15 protein-coding genes are annotated in these 19,570 nt (G+C 70.7%); 8 read left to right on the plus strand and 7 right to left on the minus strand.

Annotated features, from left to right (window positions below; all coding sequences use genetic code 11):
• Nucleotides 1-94: 94 nt before the first annotated feature.
• From ACFT32_RS39400 to uvrC, 5 genes are all read right to left on the minus strand, one after another.
• Nucleotides 95-3,049 carry a M14 family zinc carboxypeptidase gene (locus tag ACFT32_RS39400; protein WP_382498781.1) on the minus strand — a complete coding sequence of 985 codons (2,955 nt, stop codon included), beginning with the start codon at nt 3,047-3,049 and terminating at the stop codon, nt 95-97.
• A gap of 152 nt (nt 3,050-3,201) precedes the next feature.
• Nucleotides 3,202-4,191: a DNA-binding protein WhiA gene (whiA, locus tag ACFT32_RS39405; RefSeq protein WP_382498783.1), complete on the minus strand. Its 990-nt coding sequence runs from the start codon at nt 4,189-4,191 to the stop codon at nt 3,202-3,204.
• On the minus strand, nt 4,182-5,261 hold the full coding sequence (yvcK, locus tag ACFT32_RS39410; RefSeq protein ID WP_382498786.1) for a uridine diphosphate-N-acetylglucosamine-binding protein YvcK: 1,080 nt from the start codon (nt 5,259-5,261) through the stop codon (nt 4,182-4,184). The genes whiA and yvcK overlap by 10 nt, the downstream gene beginning before the upstream one ends.
• Complete coding sequence (gene rapZ / locus ACFT32_RS39415; protein WP_382498789.1) at nt 5,258-6,217, minus strand: RNase adapter RapZ; 960 nt, start codon at nt 6,215-6,217, stop codon at nt 5,258-5,260. The genes yvcK and rapZ overlap by 4 nt, the downstream gene beginning before the upstream one ends.
• On the minus strand, nt 6,214-8,313 hold the full coding sequence (uvrC, locus tag ACFT32_RS39420; protein WP_382498791.1) for an excinuclease ABC subunit UvrC: 2,100 nt from the start codon (nt 8,311-8,313) through the stop codon (nt 6,214-6,216). The genes rapZ and uvrC overlap by 4 nt, the downstream gene beginning before the upstream one ends.
• A 255-nt stretch (nt 8,314-8,568) precedes the next feature.
• Between uvrC and ACFT32_RS39425 the strand changes: the two genes are divergently transcribed.
• The 4 genes from ACFT32_RS39425 to ACFT32_RS39440 all read left to right on the plus strand — a co-directional run bounded on the left by ACFT32_RS39425 (nt 8,569) and on the right by ACFT32_RS39440 (nt 12,124).
• The gene (locus ACFT32_RS39425; RefSeq protein ID WP_382498793.1) at nt 8,569-8,730 is read left to right on the plus strand and encodes a hypothetical protein; all 162 of its coding nucleotides are present in this window, start codon (nt 8,569-8,571) and stop codon (nt 8,728-8,730) included.
• A gap of 247 nt (nt 8,731-8,977) precedes the next feature.
• Entirely contained in the window at nt 8,978-9,925 is a 948-nt protein-coding gene (locus ACFT32_RS39430) for a hypothetical protein (protein WP_382498795.1), read from the plus strand.
• A 144-nt stretch (nt 9,926-10,069) separates the two neighbouring features.
• Nucleotides 10,070-11,152 carry a LacI family DNA-binding transcriptional regulator gene (locus ACFT32_RS39435; RefSeq protein ID WP_382498797.1) on the plus strand — a complete coding sequence of 361 codons (1,083 nt, stop codon included), beginning with the start codon at nt 10,070-10,072 and terminating at the stop codon, nt 11,150-11,152.
• 63 nt (nt 11,153-11,215) lie between these two features.
• Entirely contained in the window at nt 11,216-12,124 is a 909-nt protein-coding gene (locus ACFT32_RS39440; RefSeq protein ID WP_382498798.1) for a carbohydrate kinase, read from the plus strand.
• Between the two features lie 6 nt (nt 12,125-12,130).
• On the opposite strand, the gene ACFT32_RS39445 is transcribed toward ACFT32_RS39440, so the two are convergent.
• Entirely contained in the window at nt 12,131-12,994 is an 864-nt protein-coding gene (locus tag ACFT32_RS39445) for a helix-turn-helix domain-containing protein (protein ID WP_382498800.1), read from the minus strand.
• 101 nt (nt 12,995-13,095) lie between these two features.
• Here ACFT32_RS39445 and ACFT32_RS39450 point away from each other — a divergent pair, with 101 nt between their 5' ends.
• The gene (locus ACFT32_RS39450; RefSeq protein ID WP_382498802.1) at nt 13,096-13,659 is read left to right on the plus strand and encodes a YceI family protein; all 564 of its coding nucleotides are present in this window, start codon (nt 13,096-13,098) and stop codon (nt 13,657-13,659) included.
• A gap of 86 nt (nt 13,660-13,745) precedes the next feature.
• Here the strand turns inward: ACFT32_RS39450 and uvrA are convergent, their stop codons facing one another.
• Nucleotides 13,746-16,787: an excinuclease ABC subunit UvrA gene (gene uvrA / locus ACFT32_RS39455; RefSeq protein WP_382498803.1), complete on the minus strand. Its 3,042-nt coding sequence runs from the start codon at nt 16,785-16,787 to the stop codon at nt 13,746-13,748.
• A gap of 222 nt (nt 16,788-17,009) precedes the next feature.
• Between uvrA and ACFT32_RS39460 the strand changes: the two genes are divergently transcribed.
• From ACFT32_RS39460 to ACFT32_RS39470, 3 genes are all read left to right on the plus strand, one after another.
• Nucleotides 17,010-17,699 carry a maleylpyruvate isomerase family mycothiol-dependent enzyme gene (locus tag ACFT32_RS39460; RefSeq protein ID WP_382498805.1) on the plus strand — a complete coding sequence of 230 codons (690 nt, stop codon included), beginning with the start codon at nt 17,010-17,012 and terminating at the stop codon, nt 17,697-17,699.
• A 49-nt stretch (nt 17,700-17,748) separates the two neighbouring features.
• On the plus strand, nt 17,749-18,405 hold the full coding sequence (locus tag ACFT32_RS39465) for an MBL fold metallo-hydrolase (RefSeq protein WP_382498807.1): 657 nt from the start codon (nt 17,749-17,751) through the stop codon (nt 18,403-18,405).
• Between the two features lie 291 nt (nt 18,406-18,696).
• Nucleotides 18,697-19,569: an ABC transporter substrate-binding protein gene (locus ACFT32_RS39470; RefSeq protein ID WP_382498809.1), complete on the plus strand. Its 873-nt coding sequence runs from the start codon at nt 18,697-18,699 to the stop codon at nt 19,567-19,569.
• Nucleotide 19,570 lies beyond the last annotated feature (1 nt).

Genomic DNA, 19,570 nt, shown 5'->3' on the forward strand with positions numbered 1-19,570 from the left:
CGGACCGCCCACAGCTGAGATCAAGATCACTCGATTTCGCTACACGGAGCGTGTCCCTGTTGACCAGGGACGTCACCCTTTCGGGGAAGGGGGGTCACCCGTCCAGGGAGGCGAGCGCCTTCCTCATCAGTGCCGTCCGGTCGGCCGCCGCGGCGACGTGTTCCAGGCCGAAGCCCAGCAGCACGGTGTCGTCCGTGGTGACCGCGCCAAATGTCTGGAACAGCGCCCCGGTGCGCGTCCAGTCCTTGAGGACGGCCGGGCTGCCCGCGGGCGGGCCGGCCGTCTTCCAGGCGCCGAGGGAGGTCTCGAAACCCTCGGTCTCCTTCGCCGTGCCGCCGACGACGAGCGAGGCGTCGTCGGCGAGGACGCCGCGCCCGCCGGTGCCCGGGTCGGTGACGTAGCTGATCGACAGCTCGACCGTCTTGCCGGCGTAGGCGCTCAGGTCGAAGTTCACCTGCTGCCAGCCGCTGGAGGCGCCGGTGAGGCTGTGCCACCGGCCGGAGCTGCCGGTCGCGGTGCAGCCGGCGTCGGTCAGGGTGAGGTAGCGCTTCAGCCAGGGGTGCTCATTGACGTAGTAGCCGGCCGCGCACTCCTCCGGCACGGTGGCCTTGGTGGCGCCGCCCGCCTCGGGCAGGGTCGTCCAGTCGTCGGCGCCGGTGGTGTGGGCCTCGACCAGGACGTGGTCGTAGCCGGGCTCGGTGTCCCACAGCAGCTGGGTGCGCAGCGTGGGCTGGTCGGCGGCTGTGGTGCCGGTGAGGTCCACGGTGCGGGTGAGGCGCTTGTAGCCGTCGTTGGTGTGGACGGCCGCCGCCATGGAGGAGCCGGCGTACGGGCCGTACGGGTTCACCGTGCCGGCGAACTGTCCCGCGCCCTCGCTCGCGAACTGCGGGTACGTGTCGGCGGGCAGTTCGCCGGAGGTGACCGCGTAGGTACCCGCCTTGTCCAGCGGATTGCCGGGGGCGGCGCCGAGCGTGCCCGTGAAGCCGCCGAGCCTGCCGGAGCCGGTGAAGCCGGTCGCCCCGGGGGTGGAGGTGCGGCTGTAGGCACCCAGGTAGTACTGGCTGAAGTCGTTCGACAGGGTGCCGCCGCCCAGGTCGACGCTGCCGCCGGCCTGCTCGCCCGCCTCGATCAGACGGCCGCCCTCGTTGAGGAAGGCCCGCAGCTGGAGCTGGGTGGCGACGCCCGGGGTGCCCGCGCCCGTGTAGTGGACGACGGTGTCGTAGTGGCTCAGCACGCCGAGCGCGTCGGGCGCGCCCTGCTGGGCGACGTCCCAGACGACCGCCTTGCGGCCGTTGGCCTTGAGCGCGTCGACGTAGCTCCGCGCCTGCGTGGCGGTGGCGCCTTCCTCGGCGACCACGAGGGTGTTCGCCCTGGGAATCTCGGCCACGGTGTAGGTGTAGCGCTTGCTGGAGACCGGCTTCCCGTTCTTCGTCTCCCCCGTGAACCACACCTCGACCTTGTCGCCCGGGTCGCCGTCCTTGACCTTCGCCCGGTACTCGTCGAAGTAGAGGTTGTCCTCACCGCCGTACGTCTCGCCGCCCTTCCAGGGCTTGAGCGCCATGTCCTCGGTGCGGCCGCCGTTGACGCGGTATCTGAGTTCCTTGTCGCGCACGGACTTGCGTGCGACGACGGAGATCTCCTGGTCGGCGCCGCGCGAGTGCGACGTCGAGAATGCGGCCGGGGTGAAGTCGGCGGCGCTCATGCCGACCGAGGAGGACGGCCGGTCGGGGTGGGCGGCCGACTCGGCGACGGAGAGCGCGAACGGGACGTTCTTCGCGAACTCCTGCTGGATCAGCTTCTCGTCGTCCGGGAAGGTGAAGACCGACCGGCAGTCGGACGCCTTCCACTCGTCGTTCGGGTCGACGTTCGAGGCCGTCGCGCAGGTCGACATCTCGGGGGTGAACATCGCCAGGCCGTTGACGTTCGCCGCGTGGCCGTCGGCCTCGCCGTTCGTCGTGTACAGCTCGGAGGAGACCTGCGGGTGGTAGCCGGGAACCGCCGGGTTCTCGGGCGTGCCGGCGAGCGCCTTGTACAGGACGTCGTCCGGGGTCTCCGTGGCCACCTGCCAGCCGACTCCGTAGAGGATGAGTTCGGCGGCGGAGTGGTAGTTGATGCCGTACGTGAAGCCGATCCGCTTCTGGAAGGCGTCCAGGGCCTTGGTCTCCGGCTCGGAGCCCGGGCCCGCGCCGCGGTAGGTCTCGCTGGTGGGGTTGGGGGACGAGCCCTCGTCGTCGTAGCCCCACTTGTAGGTGAAGTTGCGGTTGAGGTCGACGCCGTCGCCGGTGCTGATGACGCCGTCGCCGTTGACGTCCCGCAGGTTCTTGCGCCACATGCGGTTGTCGTCACTCTTGAAGGTGTGGTCGTAGCCGTCGGGGTTGGCCGACAGGAGGAACCACAGCTCGGTGGAGTCGACGATCTTCTTGACGCGCTTGTCCGTCTTGTACTTGTCCAGGTAATGGTGCATCAGGCGCCGGGTCATCTCCGGCGTGATCCACTCGCGCGCGTGCTGGTTGGACATGTAGAGGACGGAGGGCTTGGAGCCGTCCTTCGTCTTCTTCGCGTTCTTGGTGAGCTTCAGGGCGAGGATGTCCTGGCCGCCCACCGTCTTGCCGATGGAGACGACCTTGGTGATGCCGGGGTGCTGCTGCGCGGCGCGGAGGATCTCCTCCTTCAGGCCGCCCCCTCCGCTGTACGGGCGGAACACGCCCTCGGCGGCGTTCCTGACGCGGTTCTCGGCCCCCGCGGAGACTTTGTGCTCGGTGAGGTCGACGCCCTGCTTGCGAAGCTTCTTCGCCTGCTGGTCGGTGAGGTAGACCTCGACGGTGCCCGTGCCCTTCTCGGGCACCTGCTCGCCGAGTTCGTGGCCGTCCTGGCCGGCCGCCAGCAGCAGGGGTACCTGCTGCTGGGTGACCTCGGCCCGGAAGACCTTGACTTCGTCCGAGTCGGACGGGGCCGAACTTCCCGGTTGTGCCTGGGCGATGGGTGCGATGCTCGCTCCGCCGATCAGGAGCGCGCCGACAGCGAGGATCGATCTCGCTCTTCGTCTCATGAACCCCCCTTGCGTGGGTTCGCCACAGCAGCGAACAGATGCCAGGCTCATGACAGTCCATGATCGAGTCAAGAGTGCCTGAACGACACGCAAAAGCCGGTGCCGACCACCCAAGTGGGCGCCGGACACCGGCTGATTGACGGCCTGTGAGGTCAGCCGACGAGGTTGTCGGCGAGGTCGTCCGCGAGGTTGGACTCCGTGCCCGGGATGCCGAGGTCGGAGGCGCGCTTGTCGGCCATGGCCAGCAGACGCCGGATCCGGCCGGCGACGGCGTCCTTGGTCAGCGGCGGGTCGGCGAGCGCGCCCAGTTCCTCCAGGGAGGCCTGCTTGTGCTCCATGCGCAGCCGGCCGGCGGCGGCGAGATGCTCGGGGACGTCGTCGGCGAGGATCTCCAGGGCTCGCTGCACGCGGGCACCGGCGGCGACGGCCGCGCGGGCCGAGCGACGGAGGTTGGCGTCGTCGAAGTTGGCGAGCCGGTTCGCCGTGGCCCGCACCTCGCGGCGCATCCGGCGCTCCTCCCAGGCCAGCACCGACTCGTGGGCACCGAGCCGGGTCAGCAGGGCACCGATCGCGTCACCGTCGCGGACGACGACCCGGTCCACACCGCGCACCTCACGCGCCTTGGCCCCGATCGACAGACGGCGAGCGGCGCCGACCAGCGCGAGCGCGGCCTCCGGGCCCGGGCAGGTCACCTCCAGGGAGGAGGAGCGGCCGGGCTCGGTGAGCGAGCCGTGCGCCAGGAACGCGCCACGCCAGGCAGCCTCGGCGTCGCAGGTGGCCCCCGAGACCACCTGCGGGGGCAGGCCGCGGATCGGGCGGCCGCGCCCGTCGACCAGGCCGGTCTGGCGGGCCAGCTGGTCCCCGCCCGCGATGACGCGCACCACGTAGCGGGAACCGCGGCGCAGCCCGCCGGGTGCCATCACGATCAGTTCGGAGCTGTGGCCGAAGATCTCCAGGATGTCCCGCTTCAGCCGGCGGGCCGCCATCGCGGTGTCCAGCTCCGCCTCGATCACGATCCGACCGCTCACCAGGTGGAGGCCGCCGGCGAACCGCAGCATGGCGGAGACCTCCGCCTTTCTGCAGCAGGTCCGGGTGACGGGAAGCCGGGAGATCTCGTCCTTCACCGCTGCCGTCATCGCCATGGGCCGATCCTTCCATGCATCCGAAAAATACGGTCGTACGCGGCGGCCAACAGCTCCGGGTCGTGCCTCGGGGTCCCGTCGGGTCTGGCCACCGGCGCCAGCTCGACCGCGGCCCCGAATCGCTTGGCGGCGTCGGTCAGGGAATCGCGGTCGGGCACGGCGGCCTCGTCGGCCAGCACCACGTCCAGGGCGAGTTTAGGGGCGTGTCGTCCCAAAACCTCCAAATGACGCTGCGGGGAGAAGCCCTCGGTTTCTCCGGGCTGCGGAGCGAGGTTCAGGGAGAGTACCCGGCGTGCCTTGGTCTGGGTGAGCGCGTCCAGCAGCTCCGGCACGAGCAGATGGGGGATGACCGAGGAGAACCAGGAGCCGGGGCCGAGCACCACCCAGTCCGCGTCCAGGACGGCCTCGACCGCCTCGGGCACGGCGGGCGGGTCGTGCGGCACGACGTGCACGGACTGCACCTCGCCCGGGGTGAGGGCGACGGTGGCCTGGCCACGGACCGTGTCGACCTCCTCGGGGCGCTCCGGGTCGTGGCCCTTGACCAGGGCCTGGAGCTCCAGCGGGACGGCGGACATGGGCAGCACACGCCCCTGGGCGCCCAGCAGGCGTCCGACCAGGTCGAGCGCCTGCACATGATCGCCGAGCTGCTCCCAGAGGGCGACGATCAGCAGGTTGCCGACCGCGTGCTCGTGCAGGTCGCCCTGGGACTGGAAGCGGTGCTGGATGACCCGGGCCCAGGTCTGGCCCCAGTCGTCGTCACCGCACAGCGCGGCCAGCGCCTTGCGCAGGTCGCCGGGCGGCAGGACGCCCAGCTCGTCGCGGAGCCGGCCGCTGGAGCCGCCGTCGTCGGCCACGGTGACGACGGCGGTGAGGTCGCCGGTGATGCGGCGCAGTGCGGCCAGCGAGGCGGACAGGCCCATGCCGCCGCCGAGGGCGACGACCTTGGGCTGGGTGCCCCGGCGGCGCGGTCTGCCGCCCCGGGCCTCGACGGGCCGGCCGGCCCGTGCGTCGGTGGAGCCGTCGGGCACCACCCGGCGCAGCCGGCTCAGCCGCGGAGTACGTCGTGTCATTCGCGTCCCATGTCCCGGTGTACGACCACTGTCTCCACGCCCTCGGACGCGAGCCGGGCGGCGAGCTTCTCCGACATGGCGACCGAGCGGTGCTTGCCGCCCGTACAGCCGACGGCGATGGTCACATAGCGCTTGCCCTCCCGGCGGTAGCCGGTGGCGACCAGCTGGAGGAGCTCCGTGTACCGGTCGAGGAACTCCTTGGCTCCGGGCTGGTTGAAGACGTAACCGGAGACCTCGTCGTTGAGGCCGGTGTACGGGCGCAGCTCCGGGACCCAGTGCGGGTTCGGCAGGAAGCGGCAGTCGACGACGAGGTCGGCGTCGACCGGCAGGCCGTACTTGTAGCCGAAGGACATCACCGTGGCCCGCAGCTCCGGCTCCTCCTCGCCGGCGAACTGGGCGTCCATCTTGGCGCGCAGCTCGTGCACGTTCAGGCTGGAGGTGTCGATCACCAGGTCGGCGTCACCGCGCAGCTCGCGCAGCAGTTCGCGCTCGGCGTCGATGCCGTCGACGATCCGGCCGTCGCCCTGGAGGGGGTGCGGGCGGCGCACCGACTCGAAGCGGCGCACCAGGGCCTCGTCGGAGGACTCCAGGAAGACGATCCTCCGGGTGACGTTCTTCGCCTCCAGGTCGGCGAGGGACTCGCGGAGGTTGTCGAAGAAGCGGCGGCCGCGGACGTCGACGACGACGGCGATCCGGGCCACATTGCCCTGGGAGCGGGCGCCGAGCTCCACCATGGTGGGGATCAGCGCGGGCGGCAGGTTGTCGACGACGAACCAGCCGAGGTCCTCCAGGCACTTCGCGGCCGTCGAGCGGCCCGCCCCGGACATGCCGGAGATGATCACCAGCTCGGGGATGGCCGCTTCCGGGACCGGGGCCTTGTCGTTGGGCGTGCCCGTGCTCACCTGTGCTCCGTCTCCGGCTTGCTGTTCTTGCCCGTCGTGCTCGTTCACATTCATGTCTCCTGCCCCCGTCGTTCGTCCGGGGCGCCCATCGTCACGGGCTCCCCACCGGAACCCATGGTGCCGGGTTCCGAGCCGGCTTCCGTGCCGGGTTCCTCTTCCATGATCTCTCCAGTCGCCGTGTTGACGGCGGGTGCGGCCGGGGCCGCCTGGGCGAGGGCCGCCGCGATGGTCTCCGCGGTCTTTCGGCCTATGCCGGGAACCTCGCAGATCTGGTCGATGGTGGCAGATCGCAATTTCTTCAACGAACCGAAGTGTTTCAGGAGTGCCTGCTTCCGCGTGTCCCCGAGCCCCGGCACGTCGTCCAGGGGGCTGGAGCGGAAGCGCTTGGCCCGCTTGGCGCGCTGGTAGGTGATCGCGAAGCGGTGCGCCTCGTCACGGACCCGCTGGAGCAGGTACAGGCCCTCGCTGGTGCGGGGCAGGACCACCGGGTCGTCGTCGCCGGGCACCCAGACCTCCTCCAGGCGCTTGGCGAGGCCGCACACGGCGATGTCGTCGATACCGAGCTCGTCCAGGGCCCGCCGGGCTGCCGCGACCTGGGGGGCGCCGCCGTCGACGACCACGAGCTGGGGCGGGTAGGCGAACTTCTTGGGACGGCCGTCGTCCTCGGTGAGGCCGGTCCCGACGATCTCGCCGTTGCTGTCGATCTCAGGGGTCTCGGCGTTCTCGCCGTCGGTCCACTCGCCCGTCTTCTCCTTCTCGGCGAGGTAGCGCCGGAAGCGGCGGGTGATCACCTCGTGCATGGAGCGGACGTCGTCCTGCCCGGCGAAGCCCTTGATCTGGAAGCGCCGGTACTCGCTCTTGCGGGCCAGGCCGTCCTCGAAGACGACCATGGACGCCACGACGTCGTCGCCCTGGAGGTGGGAGATGTCGTAGCACTCGATCCGCAGGGGGGCGCTGTCCAGGTCGAGGGCGTCGGCGATCTCCTCCAGGGCACGCGAGCGCGTGGTCAGGTCGGAGGCGCGCTTGGTCTTGTGCAGGACGAGGGCCTGCTGCGCGTTGCGCTGCACCGTCTCCATGAGCGCCTTCTTGTCGCCGCGCTGCGGGACACGCAGCGAGACGATCGAGCCGCGCCGCCCGGTGAGCCACTCCTGGACGGGCTCCACGGGGTCGGGGAGAGCCGGGACCAGGACCTCCTTGGGGACGGCGTCGCCGGTCTCCTCGCCGTACAGCTGCTGCAGGGCGTGCTCCACGAGGGCGCCGGTGGTGATCTCCTCCACCTTGTCGGTGACCCAGCCGCGCTGGCCGCGCACTCGTCCGCCGCGCACATGGAAGATCTGGACGGCCGCCTCCAGCTCGTCCTCGGCGACCGCGATCAGGTCGGCGTCGGTCGCGTCGGCGAGCACCACCGCGCTCTTCTCCATGGCCTTCTTCAGGGCCCCGATGTCGTCGCGCAGCCGGGCCGCCCGCTCGTACTCCATCTCGTCGGCCGCTTCCACCATCTGCTTCTCCAGCCGGCGGATGTACGTGTTCGTCCGGCCGGTCATGAAATCGCAGAACTCATCGGCCAGTTCGCGGTGCTCCTCGGCCGAGACCCGGTCCACGCAAGGGGCCGAGCACTTGCCGATGTAGCCGAGGAGACAGGGGCGGCCGGTGCGGGCGGCGTTCTTGAAGACACCGGCCGAGCAGGTGCGCACGGGGAAGACGCGCAGCAGCAGGTCGACCGTGTCACGGATCGCCCACGCGTGCCCGTACGGCCCGAAGTAGCGGACGCCCTTCTTCTTGTGACCGCGCATCACCTGCACGCGCGGATACTCCTCGTTCATCGTCACCGCGAGGTACGGGTAGCTCTTGTCGTCGCGGTACTTGACGTTGAACCGGGGGTCGTACTCCTTGATCCAGGAGTACTCCAGCTGGAGCGCCTCGACCTCCGTGGACACCACCGTCCACTCCACGGAAGCGGCCGTGGTGACCATGGTCCGGGTGCGCGGGTGCGTTCCCGCCAGGTCCTGGAAGTAGTTCGCCAGGCGCTGGCGCAGGCTTTTCGCCTTTCCGACGTAGATCACCCGGCGGTGCTCGTCGCGGAACCTGTAGACCCCCGGCGTATCGGGGATCTCACCCGGTTTGGGGCGGTAGCTGGAGGGGTCGGCCATGTCTCACACCCTACTGGCGAGCACCGACAGTCCGACGGGAGCGCGGGACACGATCACGGGCTTGGCGGGTGGCAGTTTCCAACGGCATGTCCCGCCGCGGGGATTACGGCAGGCCGGTAGCGGGAATGCAGGCTTCCCACGGGGACACGGCGGCGTCCGGCGGACGAGGGCCGTGTCGGTGCAGGCACAGGTTGTCAGTGCGGACCGGCCGCTTCCACGCGGAGCGGGCGGGCCACGGGTCGGAGGGCTGCGCAGATGAAGCAGATGCGGATCGAGAAGACCCGGCGGACGGTCCGTTCCCGCCGGTACGCGGACGAGGCGTTCGCTCTGCGCGACGCCCTGGACCCGCGCGACCCCGACATAGTGCGGGCCAAGCGTCTCGCCCTCGAGGAACAGGGCGGAAGCGACCGCTCCTAGAAACTCATCGTCTGCCGCGAGCGCCCGGGGCGTACGCCCCGGGCGCTCGCATGTCCGGCCTGGCGAACATCACTGTCCGGCATCAGGTGTTGTCGGGACCAGGTCAACACGCTTCAATGCGGTGGAACTCGGGACCCTGAACGACGACGTACGGATGTGAAGACCTGCCGTGCGCCGGCAGGACGGCCCCGGGCGGCCAGTGCGAACGGTCTGACCAGCCGTTGCCGACTCACAGAGAGGCCCCTGCATGCCGCACGCCACACAGCACGCGGACGTCGCCACCGCGGATCTGGACTCGGCCCTGCGAGGCGGCCCCTTCCACGTCGCCCTGCGTGCGGCGATCGCGGCCCGCGGGCTGCCGCTGCAACGCGTGCAGCACCATCTGTCCCGCCACGGCGTGAAGGTCGGTGTCACAAGCCTGAGTTACTGGCAGCAGGGTGCCAGGCGTCCGCAGCGCCCCGAGTCGCTGCGAGCCGTCCGTGCGCTGGAAGAGATCCTGGAGCTTCCCGAGGAGTCGCTGATCCGGCTGCTCGCCGAGTCCGACGCCGGCCCGGCCGGGCAGCGGTCCGCGGCCCGGTCCTATCGCTCCCTCGTCGAGGCCTCCGGAGTCCTGGACCAGTTGCTGGCCGAGCTGGACTGCCCGCCGGACGGGGGCCTGCATACCCTCGGGCACCATGAGCGGCTGCGCATCGGGGCGCGGCGCGAGCTGGCCGAGCGCGAGTCGCACCACATCGTGCGCGCCCACCGGGACGGCGTCGACCGCTTCGTCGCCGTCCACCACGGCGACCGGGGGGCCGTGCCCGAGCGCATGAGGGTGCACGCCCTGGAGAACTGCCGTACGGGACGTGTCCGTTGGCACCGCGACACCGGTGTGTTCGCCGCCGAGCTGCTCTTCGACACCCGGCTGCGGGCCGGGGACACGTTCCTGTTCCGCTACGGCGTCGAGGACGGGACGGCGGACGAGTCGCGCGAGTACGTCCGCGGCTTCGACGCTCCCGGCGGTCAGTACGCACTCCAGGTGTGCTTCGACGCGGCGGCCCTCCCGGTGCGCTGCCACCGGTTCGCTCAGCACTCGGCGGCGGCGCCGCGCAGCGGCTGCCAGGAGCTGCCGCTGAGCGGACGGCACCGGTCGGTGCACGTGGTCGAGCCGCGCGTGCGGGCCGGGTTTCTGGGGATCGGCTGGGACTGGGAGTAGACGTCACGACGTCGGGCCGTGCCCGGCGGCTTGTGGTCACGGTCCCGGGTGCGGTCGGGACGTAAACGTTTGCGCAAGCGTTTACGTCCGGCGCCGGATGCGATACGTTCCCCGCCGGGCCACCGGAGCGGAGGAGGGAACGGCATGGCGACCATGGCCGACGTCGCGCGGAGCGCCGGTGTCTCCGTGGCAACCGTCTCGCACGTGCTGAACGGCACCCGGCCGGTGCTGCCGCACACTCGCCAGGCGGTCCTGGACGCCGTAGAACAGCTCGGCTACACCACGAACACCCTGGCCCGCTCCCTGGTGACGTCCCGCACCCGTTCCATCGGGCTGGCGGTGTCGGCGATCAGCAACCCGTACTTCACGGAGATCCTCCAGGGAGTCGAGGCCAGTGCCCTGGAACACGGCTACAGCCTGCTGATCGCCGATCCGCACGACGACCCGGAGCACGAGCGCAAGGTCGTCCAGCTGCTGCACGAGCGCCGGGTGGACGGCATGATCGTCGCGCCCTCGGCGGATCCGCGCGGGCTGCTCGCCTACCTGGAGCGGCACGACGTACCGGCGGTGTTCCTCGACCGGCTGGTGAGCGCCCCGGCGGGCGACGGTGGTCCGCGTTTCGACCAGGTGTGCGCCGACAACGCCGAACCGACGTCCCGGCTGGTCACCCATCTCGCCGGCCTCGGCCACCGGCGGATCGGCCTCGTGGCGGGGCGGCCGGGGCTCAGCACCACGAGCGAGCGGATCACCGGCTACCGCAGCGGTCTCGCCTTCGCGGGATTGTCGTACGACGAACGGCTCCTGGTGCACGGCGACTCGGAGTCGGAGGGTGGCGAACAGGCCACCGCGGCCCTGCTGTCCCTCGCCGTGCCGCCCACCGCGCTCGTCACCGGCAACAACGCCATGACCATCGGGGCGCTGCGTGCCCTGCGCGCCCGCGGCCTGTCGGTACCGGGCGACGTCGCGCTGTGCTGCTTCGACGACTTCGCCTGGGCTGATCTGTTCTCGCCCCGGCTCACCGCGATCGCGCAGCCCAGCAAGGACATCGGCGCCCGGGCCGTACACGTGCTCCTGGAGCGTCTCGCCGAGCCGGACCGGCCGGTGCGGACGGTGCGGCTCCCCTCCGCCTTCGTCCACCGCACCTCGTGCGGCTGCCCGGAGGAGCCGGCCCGACCCGAACATCCCGAGCAGCCGGAACGGCCTCAGCAAGCCCGACAGCCCCAGTAGTCCGCGCGATCCGCGCAGCCCCCGCACTCCGCGCGGCCCGCAGTCCGAGAGAGGAACCGTCGCATGATCGTCGTCGCCGGTGAGGCACTGATCGACCTGGTACCGCGGGGCACGGGTGCCCTGGCGGCGCTGCAGCCGGCGCTCGGCGGCGGCCCGTACAACACGGCCGTGGCGCTGGGTCGCCTCGGCTCCCCCGCCGCCTTCTGCTCCCGGGTGTCGGACGACGCCTTCGGGGAGGCGCTGCTGGACCGGCTGCGCGAGACCGGGGTCGACGTGTCGTCGGTGCAGCGCGGGGCCGAGCCGACGACCCTCGCAGTCGCCACCGTCGGTGTGGACGGCTCGGCGGCCTACTCCTTCTATGTGGACGGGACGGCGGACCGGCTGTTCGCGGCGCCCTCCGCGTTGCCGTCGGGCACCCGTGCGGTCTCCTTCGGCACCTGCTCGCTGGTGCTGGAGCCCGGGGCCAGCGCGTACGAGGAACTGATGCGATCGGCGGCGGTGCGGGGCGTGTTCACCACGCTGGACCCGAACATCAGGGCCGGGCTGATCCCGGACGCGGACGCCTACCGGGCGCGGTTCAAGAGCTGGCTGCCGTCGGTGTCGCTGCTGAAGCTGTCCGCCGAGGACGCCCAGTGGCTCGGTGGCACGCCCCAGGAGTGGCTGGCGGCCGGCCCGTCAGCGGTCGTGATCACCCGGGGCGGTGACGGGCTGACCGTCTTCACCACTGACGGCGGCGAGTACTCCGTACCGGGCCAGCGGGTGGAGGTCGTGGACACGATCGGCGCGGGCGACACGGTCAACGCGGCGCTGCTGCACGGGCTCGCGGTCCGCGATGCGCTGAGCGAGCGGGCCCTGGCAGCGCTGGAGTCCGACGGCTGGACGGAACTCCTGCGATTCGCGGCTCGCGCGGCGGCCGTCACCTGCTCACGGGCGGGGGCGGAACCGCCTTACGCGCACGAGCTGGACGGCTGAAGCCGCTCACCCGGCCTCTCCCACGGCCCGCAGCGCGCCGGGGCGGCGGCCGTCGAGGCGGTCCAGGGCCGCGGCCGTGGCGTCGTCGGCGGGCAGATGGACGATCACGCGCTGGCCCTCGTCGGGCAGCACGAGCGTCTCGTGCAGCAACCGCAGCGATCCGGCCTCCGGGTGCTCGATCTGCTGGGAGCCCGTCCGGCGCGGCACCACGGCCAGGTCGGCGAACCGGTCGGCGAAGTCCGCCCCCGCCGTCACCGTCAGCTCGTCCGCCAGCTCGGCGACGTAGGGGTCCCGGAGAGGGGCCCCGTGCCGGAGCCGGGCGACGAGGTCGTCAGCCACCCGGTCCCAGTCGCGGTAGGCGTCGCGGGCCCGGGAGTCGGTGAACAGGTACCGGAGCAGGTTGGGCCGCTCGTCGTCGAGCAGGCCGAGGGGGCCGGCCAGCCGCTCGTAGCCCGCGGTGTGGGCGAGGATGTCGCCGATCCAGTTGACCACCAGCGCGGGGGCCGGCTCCAGGCGATCGAGCACCGACCGGACGGTGGGGCGCACCGAGTGGCCCAGCGAAGGGGCCGCCGCGCAGACCAGCGGGTCGCCGCCGTCCGCCTCCTTGGTCAGGCGGCGCAGCAGCATCCGGTCGTTGAGCGACAGATGCAGGGCGTCGGCGAGGGCACCGAGCACCTGGGCGGAGGGGTTGCGGTCGCGTCCCTGTTCCAGCCGGGTGAGGTACTCGACGCTGATGTCCGCGAGCGTGGCCAGTTCGGCGCGTCGCAGGCCCGGGGTGCGGCGCCGGAGCCCCGTGGGCAGACCCGCCTCGGCGGGGCTGACGGCTTCACGCCAGGTGCGCAGATACGTGCCCAACTCGTTGTCGCTCACCCGCCGAACGTACAGCGCGCACGGGCGCGGATCGTGGCCCTGCCACTACCAGGCTCCGGACGGTCTCCCTCCCGGGCCCCGTGGCCCTCAGGGTGGAGCACATGACGAACGACATCGCCGCCGCCGCTTCCGCCACCGCCCTGCCGCTGGCTCCGGGGAACTGGGCCCTGGACCCGTTCCACTCCTCCGTGAACTTCACCATCCGTCACCTGGGCATCGCCAAGGTGCGGGGACGCTTCGAGCGGTTGGAGGCCGAACTGTCCGTCGGGGAACGGATCGAGGACGTACGGGTTTCCGCGACCGTCGACCTGGCCTCGATCGACACCGGCAACGCCGACCGGGACGCGCATGTGCGAGCCTCCGACCTGCTCGACGTCGAGAAGCGCCCGACGATGACGTACCGCTCGACGCGGGTGTCGGGTGAGGGCGAGGACTGGACGATGGAGGGTGAGCTGACGATCGGCGGGGTGACCCGGCCGGTGACGCTCGCCGTCGAGTTCGGCGGGCTGGTCGAGGTGCCCATGGACGGCAGCCGGCATGCCGGGTTCGAGGCCACGGGTGAGATCCGGCGCAGCGAGTTCGGGCTGGACTTCGCTCCCGGTCTGCTCGGTGAAGTGGTGAAGATCCAGCTCGACATGCAGTTCGTGGAGCCGAAGAACGACTGATCGGCACATCGGCACACGGACGCGCGAGACGCCGACGCGCCGTGCACCACGGGAGTCTCCGTGGTGCACGGCGCGTCGGCGCAGCCTCAGCCCTTGGTCGTCCGCGTCGTCTTCTTCGCGGCGGCCTTCGTGGTCTTGGTGGCCTTGGTGGTCTTGGTCGCCGCCTTCTTGGCGGCAGTGCTGTTGACCCGCTTGGTGGCGGTCTTCTTCGCCGGGGTCTGTGCCGCGACCGTCTTCTTCGCCGCCGCCCTGCGCGGTGCCGGCACCGCGGACGCGTCGCTGATGCGATCGGCGCCGAGGACCTCCCGGAGGAACTTGCCGGTGTGGCTGGTCGGGACCGCGGCGACCTGCTCGGGGGTGCCCTCCGCGACGACCAGGCCGCCGCCGGCACCGCCCTCGGGACCCATGTCGACGATCCAGTCTGCGGTCTTGATCACGTCGAGGTTGTGCTCGATGACGATGACCGTGTTGCCCTTGTCGACCAGTCCGGACAGGACCGTCAGCAGCTTGCTGATGTCCTCGAAGTGCAGACCGGTGGTCGGCTCGTCCAGGACGTAGACCGTGCGGCCGGTGGAGCGGCGCTGGAGCTCGCTGGCGAGCTTGACGCGCTGGGCCTCACCGCCGGACAGGGTGGTCGCGGACTGGCCGAGCCGGACGTAGCCGAGGCCGACGTCCTTGAGGGTCTTCATGTGCCGGGAGATCGAGGGGACCGCCTCGAAGAACTCCGTGGCCTCCTCGATCGGCATGTTCAGGACGTCGGCGATGGACTTGCCCTTGTAGTGGACCTCCAGGGTCTCCCGGTTGTACCGGGCGCCGTGGCAGACCTCGCACGGGACGTACACGTCCGGGAGGAAGTTCATCTCGATCTTGATGGTGCCGTCGCCCGAGCAGTTCTCGCAGCGGCCGCCCTTGACGTTGAAGGAGAAGCGGCCGGGCAGGTAGCCGCGGACCTTCGCCTCTGTGGTCTCGGCGAACAGCTTGCGGATGTGGTCGAAGACGCCGGTGTAGGTGGCCGGGTTGGAGCGCGGGGTGCGGCCGATGGGTGACTGGTCGACGTGCACGACCTTGTCGACGAGGTCGTCGCCGTCCACGCGCGTGTGCCGCCCGGGCACGCTCCTGGCGCCGTTCAGCTCACGGGCCAGGTGGGTGTACAGGATGTCGTTGACCAGGGTCGACTTGCCGGAGCCGGACACGCCGGTGACGGCGGTGAGCACGCCCAGCGGGAAGGACACGTCGATGTCCTGGAGGTTGTTCTCCCGGGCGCCGTGCACCGTGAGCTGCCGGGACGGGTCCAGCGGACGCCGGATGTCGGGCAGCGGGATGGCCTTCTTGCCGGACAGGTACAGGCCGGTCTGGGACTCGGCGTTGGCGAGCAGCTCCTTGAGGGAGCCGCTGTGCACGACCTTGCCGCCGTGCTCACCGGCGCCGGGGCCGATGTCGACGATCCAGTCGGCGGTCTTGATGGTGTCCTCGTCGTGCTCGACGACGATGAGTGTGTTGCCCATGTCGCGCAGCCGGACCAGGGTCTCGATCAGGCGGTGGTTGTCGCGCTGGTGCAGACCGATGGACGGCTCGTCGAGGACGTACAGGACGCCGACCAGGCCGGAGCCGATCTGGGTGGCCAGGCGGATGCGCTGGGCCTCGCCGCCGGAGAGGGTGCCGGCCGCGCGGTTCAGCGAGAGGTAGTCCAGGCCGACGTCGACCAGGAACCGCAGCCGTTCGTTGACCTCCTTCAGCACGCGCTCGGCGATCTTCTTGTCGCGGGCCGTGAGCTTCAGCTCGCCCAGGAAGTCCGCGCAGTCGCTGATGGACATCGCGGAGACCTCGGCGATGGACTTGTCCATGATCGTGACCGCGAGGACGATCGGCTTCAGGCGCGTGCCCTCACAGGTGGGGCAGGGCACCTCGCGCATGTAGCCCTCGAAGCGCTCACGGCTGGAGTCGCTCTCGGCCTCGCTGTGCCGGCGCTTGACGAAGGGGATGGCGCCCTCGAAGGCCGTGGTGTACCGGCGCTCGCGCCCGTAGCGGTTGCGGTAGCGGACCTCGACCTGGGTCTTGTGGCCGTGGAGCAGGGCCTTCTTCGCGCGCTGCGGCAGGCCCGCGAAGGGGATGTCCGTACGGAAGCCCAGCGCGTCGGCGAGCGCGCCGATGAGGCGGCCGAAGTAGTCCTTGGTGTGGCCGTGCGACCAGGGGTGGATGGCGCCCTCGTCGAGGCTCTTGTCCTCGTCCGGGACGATCAGCTCCGCGTCGACCTCCATGCGTGTGCCGATGCCGGAGCAGTCCGGGCAGGCGCCGAAGGGCGAGTTGAAGGAGAAGGAGCGGGGCTCGAGCTCCTCGAAGGAGAGGTCGTCGTACGGGCAGTACAGGTGCTCCGAGTACATGCGCTCGCGCTCGGGGTCGTCCTCGGGGAGGTCGACGAAGTCGAGCACGACCATGCCGCCGGACAGGCCGAGGGCGGTCTCCACGGAGTCGGTCAGGCGGCGCTTGGCGCCCTCCTTGACCGTGAGGCGGTCGACGACCACCTCGATGGTGTGCTTCTCCTGCTTCTTCAGCGTGGGCGGGTTCGAGAGCTGGATGGTCTCGCCGTCCACCCGCGCGCGGGAGTAGCCCTTGGTCTGGAGCTCGGCGAAGAGATCGACGAACTCGCCCTTGCGCTCGCGCACCAGCGGCGACAGCACCTGGAAGCGGCTGCCCTCCGGCAGCTCCAGGACCCTGTCGACGATGGCCTGCGGCGACTGGCGGGAGATCGGGCGGCGGCACTCGGGGCAGTGCGGCTTGCCGATGCGCGCGAAGAGCAGACGCAGGTAGTCGTAGACCTCGGTGATGGTGCCGACCGTGGAGCGCGGGTTGCGCGAGGTCGACTTCTGGTCGATCGAGACCGCCGGGGAGAGGCCCTCGATGAAGTCGACGTCCGGCTTGTCCATCTGGCCGAGGAACTGCCGGGCGTAGGAGGAGAGCGACTCCACGTAGCGCCGCTGTCCCTCGGCGAAGATGGTGTCGAAGGCCAGCGAGGACTTGCCCGACCCCGACAGGCCCGTGAAGACGATGAGCGAGTCGCGCGGGAGGTCGAGCGAGACGTTCTTGAGGTTGTGCTCGCGCGCTCCACGAACGATGAGACGGTCGGCCACGCCGGTCCGCACCTTTCTTGAGAGAAGTGACAGGGGCGGGGCCCCCGTCATTCTCAGACTAGGGGGAGCCACTGACAACGCCGGTCGGATTCACGGGTTGCCAACAAACCCCGGCTCTCCAGCATGCCCGACGCCACGTCCGACCATATAGCACGTGCATTCGATTTACGGCACTCGTTCACCACCTTCACCCAAAGGTGTGGCGGGGCTAGGGTCAGCATCATGATTGATCACGGTCATGACCTGGCGTCTGTACATGACGCTACGGAGCGGCTGCTCATCGCAGTCGGCAAACTGGACAACGCGTCTGTGACGCAGCCGTCACGGCTTCCCGGCTGGACCCGCGGCCACGTCCTCGCCCACCTCGCCCGCAACGCGGACGCCCTCGTGAACGTCCTCGAGGGGCGTCCCATGTACGTCTCCGGCGAGGCCCGGGACGCCGACATCGAGCGGGACGCCCCGCGCGCCCTCGACGTCCAGCTCGCCGACCTGCGAGAGAGCGCGGCCCGCTTCCAGGAGACCGGGGCGGCTCCGGCGGACTGGTCGCGCACGGTGGAGCTGCGCAACGGGGTCACGGACTCCGCGTCCCGGGTGCCGTTCCGGCGGTGGGTGGAGGTGGAGCTGCATCACGTGGACCTGGGGATCGGCTACGAGCTGGAGGATCTGCCGGCGGAGTTCGCCGAGCGGGAGATCGTCTTTCTGGCCGACCGGTTCGCCGGGTATCCCGACGTACCGCCCACAAGCCTCACGGACGGCACGCGCGCGTGGAGCACCGGGCGGGAGCAGGGTGACGGGCCCGAGGTGACCGTCGCCGGCTCCCCGGCCGATCTGCTGGGCTGGCTCGCCGGCCGCCGTGCCGGATCCGGCCTGACGGTGGCCGGCGGCCCGCTTCCGACACTGCCCCCGCTCTAGACCCGGAGCTCTAGGACCGGGGCCACTCCCCCGCTATAGGCTGGCGGACATGACGTACAGCGGAGAGGTGACGGTCGGCGGGCCCGCCGACGTGCATGAGCTCAAGGACCTGATGATCACCAAGATCGCGGTCGGTCCCATGAACAACAACGCCTATCTGCTGCGCTGCCGGGCCACGGACGAGCAGTTGCTGATCGACGCCGCGAACGAGGCGGACACACTGCTCGGCATGATCGGTGGCGACGGCATCGCGTCCGTCGTCACCACCCACCAGCACGGCGACCACTGGCAGGCGCTCGCCGAGGTCGTGGCGGCCACCGGCGCCCGCACGTACGCGGGCCGGGACGACGCCGACGGTATCCCCGTACGGACCGACGTGCTGGTCGACGACGGCGACACCATCCGGGTGGGGCGCGTGGAACTCACCGCGCGCCACCTGGTCGGGCACACACCCGGCTCGATCGCCCTCGTCTACGACGACCCGCACGGGCATCCCCATGTGTTCACCGGGGACTGCCTGTTCCCCGGGGGTGTGGGCAACACCCACAAGGATCCCAAGGCGTTCGCCAGCCTGCTCCACGATGTCGAGACCAGGATCTTCGACGTCCTCCCGGACGAGACATGGGTCTACCCGGGGCACGGCAACGACACGACGCTGGGCACGGAGCGCCCGCAGCTTCCGGAGTGGCACGCGCGCGGGTGGTGACGGTCGCGCGGAGCGCGTGCGTGTCGGGTGATGAGCCGCGCACGCGCCCCGTGTGAACGCTTCGCACACGCCGGTGTGGTGCGCGCGCTCCCGGTGCACGTAGTTGCGCGGTCAACTGGTGGGAGCCCCGCGCAGGATGACGGCTCCTGGGCGGATGGGCCGCCGGCCTGTCGATCCCCGCCCTCGGCCGGCGGCCCCGGCCGTTCACGAGATTGCAACACCCGTTCCCACCATGCGGAACATGTCGTCGTGACCTCGACAAACGGGTCCGTCGGCTGCCAATCTCCCGCCATGCATCCTGCCCCGCGCGCCCTGCGCCGCGCTGCCGCCGCCGTCGTCCTTCTCGCCGCCGCCGTGAGCTGTGCTCCGCAGCCGGAGGCCTCGGACGGGCCGTCGGCATCGGCCGGAAGCACCTGCGCGAAGGGCAAGTTGGCCACCCACACCTCGGGCAAGCTGACGATCGCCACCGACGAACCCGCCTACGAGCCGTGGTTCGAGGACGACGACCCCGCCGGCGGCAAGGGCTTCGAGTCGGCGGTCGCGTACGCCGTCGCCGAGCGGCTCGGGTACGGCAAGGACAAGGTCGCCTGGCAGACCGTCCCGTTCAACAAGGCCTTCGCGCCCGGCGAGAAGACCTTCGACTTCGACATCAACCAGGTCTCCGTCAGCGCCGAACGCAAGAGGGCCGTGGACTTCTCGTCCGGCTACTACGACGTGCGCCAGGCCGTCGTCGCGCTGAAGGACTCCCAGGCCGCGAAGGCGAGGAGCATCGCCGACCTGAAGGACGTGAAACTGGGCGCCCAGGTCGGCACCACCAGCCTCGACTACATCGACGACGTGGTGAAGCCGAAGCAGGCGGCTGCCGTCTTCGGCAAGAACGACCAGGCCAAGTCCGCGCTGAAGAACGGCCAGGTCGGCGCCATCGTCGTGGACCTGCCGACCGCCTTCTACATCACCGGCGCCGAGATCACGGACGCGACGATCGTGGGCCAGTTCGAGAACCAGGGCGGTACGCCGGAGCAGTTCGGCCTTGTGCTCGACAAGGGCAGCGCGCTCACCCCCTGCGTCTCGCGGGCCGTGGACGCGCTGCGCGAGGACGGCACACTCGCGAAGCTCGAGCAGCAGTGGCTGTCGGACGCCGTCGACGCCCCGGTGCTCAAGTGAC

The organism is Streptomyces sp. NPDC057002, assembly GCF_042673825.1.
In the GTDB taxonomy this organism is placed as follows: Bacteria; Actinomycetota; Actinomycetes; order Streptomycetales; family Streptomycetaceae; genus Streptomyces.